A 4,215-nucleotide genomic window follows, 5' to 3' on the forward strand; every position below is an offset into this window, starting at 1 on the left:
GCGGCTGCGCGCGGGCCGGCGCGGCGGGCTTTGCGGCCGGCTTGGAAGCGCTGGCGTTGAGCACCGCTCCGCCGGCCGGCGCAGGCGTGTCCTTGGGCAGGATATGCACGAAAACCTCGCCTTCGCGCATCATGCCCAGTTCGCCCCGCGCCCGTTCCTCGATGGCGCCGGTGCCCGTCTGGAGGTCGCGCACCTCGGCCTCCAGCGCCGCGTTGCGCGCGCGCAGGCCTTCGTTGGTTTCGCGCTGCTCGGCGACCTGCCGCTGCAGGTCCCAGACCTTGAACCAGCCGCCCTTGCCCAGCCAGAGCGGATATTGGATCAGGCCTAGCAGCACGAACAGCACCAGGAACAGCAGGCGCATACGCGGGAACCCTCAGCAGTCGTGACGCGGATACGGCCACAGCGCCTTCGCGCCACGGCCGTGCTTGCATTAGCGCAGGTTGTAGAAGGCTTCCAGACCAGGGTAGGACGCCACTTCGGCCAGTTCCTCTTCGATGCGCAGGAGCTGGTTGTACTTGGCCATGCGGTCGGAACGCGACAGGGAGCCGGTCTTGATCTGCATGGCGTTGGTGGCCACCGCGATGTCGGCGATGGTGGAATCTTCGGTTTCGCCCGAGCGGTGCGAAACCACGGCGGTGTAGCCGGCGCGCTTGGCCATTTCGATGGCCGCGAAGGTTTCGGTGAGGGTGCCGATCTGGTTGATCTTGATGAGGATGGAGTTGGCGATGCCCTTCTGGATGCCTTCGCGCAGAATCTTGGTGTTGGTGACGAACAGGTCGTCGCCCACGAGCTGCACCTTGCGGCCGAGCTGTTCGGTCAGCAGCTTCCAGCCATCCCAGTCGTTTTCGGCCATGCCGTCTTCGATGGAGATGATGGGGTACTTGTCGCACCACGTGGCCAGCAGGTTGGCGAACTCCTGCGACGAGAGCGAGATGCCGCCTTCGCCGGCCAGCGTGTACTTGCCGTCGCGGAAGAATTCGGAGCTGGCGCAGTCCAGGCCCAGCGCGATCTGCGTGCCCGGCTCGTAGCCGGCCTCGGTGATGGCCTTGAGGATGAGCTGGATGGCCGCTTCGTGGTTGGCCACGTTGGGGGCGAAGCCGCCCTCGTCGCCCACGGCGGTGGACATGCCCTGGCTGTGGATCAGCTTCTTGAGCATGTGGAACACTTCGGCGCCCCAGCGCAGGGCTTCGCGGAAGCTGGCCGCGCCCACCGGCAGGATCATGAATTCCTGCAGGTCCAGGGTGTTGTTGGCGTGCGCGCCGCCGTTGATGACGTTCATCATGGGCACGGGCATGCTCATGGGGCCGCTGCCGCCGAAATAGCGGTACAGCGACAGGCCGGACTCGTCGGCGGCGGCACGGGCCACGGCCATGCTGGCGGCCAGGATGGCGTTGGCGCCCAGGCGTTCCTTGGACTCGGTGCCGTCCAGCTCGATGAGCGTGCGGTCGACGAAAGTCTGTTCCTGGGCGTCCAGGCCCATCAGGGCCTCGGAGATCTCGGTGTTGAGGTTCTCGACGGCGCGCAGCACGCCCTTGCCCAGATAGCGGCCCTTGTCGCCGTCGCGCAGTTCGATGGCTTCGCGGGCGCCGGTGGACGCGCCCGAGGGCACGGCCGCGCGGCCCATGGCGCCGGATTCCAGCAGCACGTCGCATTCGACGGTGGGGTTGCCGCGCGAATCGAGGATCTCGCGGCCGATGATATCGACAATTGCACTCATGACTTTAGATTCCCTGAACGATAAACATATTCATGACGGCCGCGCCTTCGCGGGCGTTGCGGGCGCGGCGATACTGCCAGGAGTCGTAGAAGGCCTGCGCGCCGCCATGGAGGGAAATTCCATGACGACGGTGCGGCCCGGCTCGCGTCCCTCGAGGCGCTTGGAATCGCCGCCGCGCACCAGGATCCTGGCATCGTACGCGCGCATGGCCAGCGTGGACAGGCGCTTGTAGTCTTCGTACTGCGCGGGCTTGGTCACGGTGACGTCGGCGATCAGGTAGGCACTCATGGGGTTCCTTCAGAGCAGTTGCGTAGCGGTGAGGGTAACAGTTGAGGCGGCGCATTGGATACGCCCTGCCCCGGGCGGACGACGCCGCGGCGCCCCCGTGCAGGCGGGCGCCGCTGGGAAACAGGCTCGTGGCTCGGCAACTTCCGGTTGCGATTCGAAACCACGAGCCGTCATCACGCCTCCTGGCCGCGCCGGCCTTTCTGTTCGATGGCGGCGCGGATGTAACTCGAAAAGAGCGGATGGCCGTCGCGCGGGGTGGACGTGAATTCCGGGTGGAACTGCACGCCGATGAACCACGGATGACCGGGGAGTTCCATCATCTCGGGCAGGTTCTCGGTGGGCGTGCGCGCGCTGATGACCATGCCGGCCTCTTCCAGGCGCGGCACGTAGACGTTGTTGACCTCGTAGCGGTGGCGATGGCGCTCGTTCACCTCGTTGCCGTAGATGGCCTGGGCGCGGGTGCCCGGCTTGATGGGGCAGCGCTGCGCGCCCTTGCGCATGGTGCCGCCGAGGTCGGACGAGGCGTCGCGCTTCTCGACCTTGCCCTCGCGGTCCATCCACTCGGTGATGAGGGCCACCACGGGATGCGGCGCGGAGGGATCGAATTCGGTGCTGTTGGCGCCGCCCAGGCCGGCCACGTGGCGCGCGAACTCGATGACCGCCAGCTGCATGCCCAGGCAGATGCCCAGGTAGGGCACGCCGTTCTCGCGGGCGTAGCGGATGGCGGCGATCTTGCCCTCGGTGCCGCGCTTGCCGAAGCCGCCCGGCACGAGGATGGCGTCCAGGTGCTTGAGCTGGTCGGTGCCCCGGGTTTCGAGGTCTTCGGAATCGATGTATTCGATGTTCACCTTGCAGCGGGTGTGGATGCCCGCGTGCACCAGCGCCTCGGTGAGCGACTTGTACGACTCGGTGAGGTCGACGTACTTGCCCACCATGCCGATGGTGATCTCGTGCTGGGGATGCTCCAGGGCATCGACCAGGTTGTCCCACATGGACAGGTCGGCGGGCGGAGGATTCAGGCCCAGCGCCTCGCACACGATGTTGTCCACGCCCTGCTTGTGCAGCATGGCGGGGATCTTGTAGATGGAGTCGGCGTCCCAGACGGAGATCACGGCGTCCAGCGGCACGTTGGAGAACATCGAGATCTTGGCGCGCTCGTCGTCGGGAATGGGACGGTCGGCGCGGCACAGCAGCGCGTTGGGATAAATGCCGATTTCGCGCAGCTTCTGCACCGAGTGCTGCGTGGGCTTGGTCTTGAGCTCGCCGGCCGAGGCGATGAACGGCACCAGGGTGAGATGCACGAAGGCGGCGTTGTTGCGGCCCAGGCGCAGGCTCATCTGGCGCGCGGCTTCCAGGAACGGCAGCGATTCGATGTCGCCCACCGTGCCGCCGATTTCGACGATGGCCACGTCGGTGTTGCCGTTCCAGGCGGCGTCGGCCCCGCGGGCGATGAAGTCCTGGATCTCGTTGGTAATGTGCGGAATGACCTGGACGGTCTTGCCCAGGTAATCGCCGCGGCGCTCCTTGCGCAGCACGGATTCGTAGATCTGGCCCGTGGTGAAATTGTTCACCTTGTGCATGCGGGCGGAGATGAATCGCTCGTAATGGCCCAGGTCCAGGTCGGTTTCGGCGCCGTCTTCGGTGACGAACACCTCGCCATGCTGGAACGGGCTCATGGTGCCCGGATCGACGTTGATGTAGGGATCGAGTTTCAGCAGGGTGACCTGCAGACCGCGGGATTCGAGGATGGCGGCAAGCGACGCGGCGGCGATGCCCTTGCCCAGGGAAGACACCACACCGCCGGTGACAAAGACGTATTTGGTCATCGTAATGAGCACCCGGGACGAACGGGCGCGTGCGGGAAATTTGGATTATAGCCAAGTGATCGCGCCCGTATGGGTTTTCCCTTAATTCCACCACGTAACAGAACGCGAAGCAGAACGCGAAGCGAAGCCGCCCGCCTCGCCGCCTCCCGAAAGCGGAGCGGCGAGGCGGCCCGGCGGCATGCTATGGTCGCGCCTGTTCCCGTCCCTCTTTTCAAGGCATGGCCGTGCCCGACGCTCCCGACCTTCCCCGCCGTTTCGCCATCGCCAGCGCGCTCGCGCGCCTGGTTTTCGGCCTCGCCGGCTACGGGCTGATTCTTTTTGTCTCGCCGCAGGCGCACCAGCTGCGCGCGTTGTACTGTGCAGCCGGCCGCGCTCGCCCCATGG

General features: G+C 66.1%; 3 protein-coding genes and 1 pseudogene. All 4 read right to left on the minus strand.

What is annotated here, in order from left to right:
• A partial coding sequence (gene ftsB, locus AD428_RS16710) for a cell division protein FtsB (protein ID WP_082308461.1) occupies positions 1-361 on the minus strand: 361 nt, incomplete at its 3' end.
• Between the two features lie 69 nt (positions 362-430).
• Positions 431-1,717, minus strand: a complete 1,287-nt coding sequence (eno, locus tag AD428_RS16715; RefSeq protein ID WP_053245927.1) for a phosphopyruvate hydratase — start codon at positions 1,715-1,717, stop codon at positions 431-433.
• Positions 1,718-1,721: 4 nt separating this feature from the next.
• Positions 1,722-2,005 (minus strand): annotated as a pseudogene (locus AD428_RS16720) (DUF1330 domain-containing protein).
• A 173-nt stretch (positions 2,006-2,178) separates the two neighbouring features.
• Positions 2,179-3,831, minus strand: coding sequence for a CTP synthase (locus AD428_RS16725; protein WP_053245928.1), 1,653 nt, complete (start codon positions 3,829-3,831; stop codon positions 2,179-2,181).
• Positions 3,832-4,215 lie beyond the last annotated feature (384 nt).

The sequence above is a fragment of the Achromobacter sp. DMS1 genome (genome assembly GCF_001270295.1).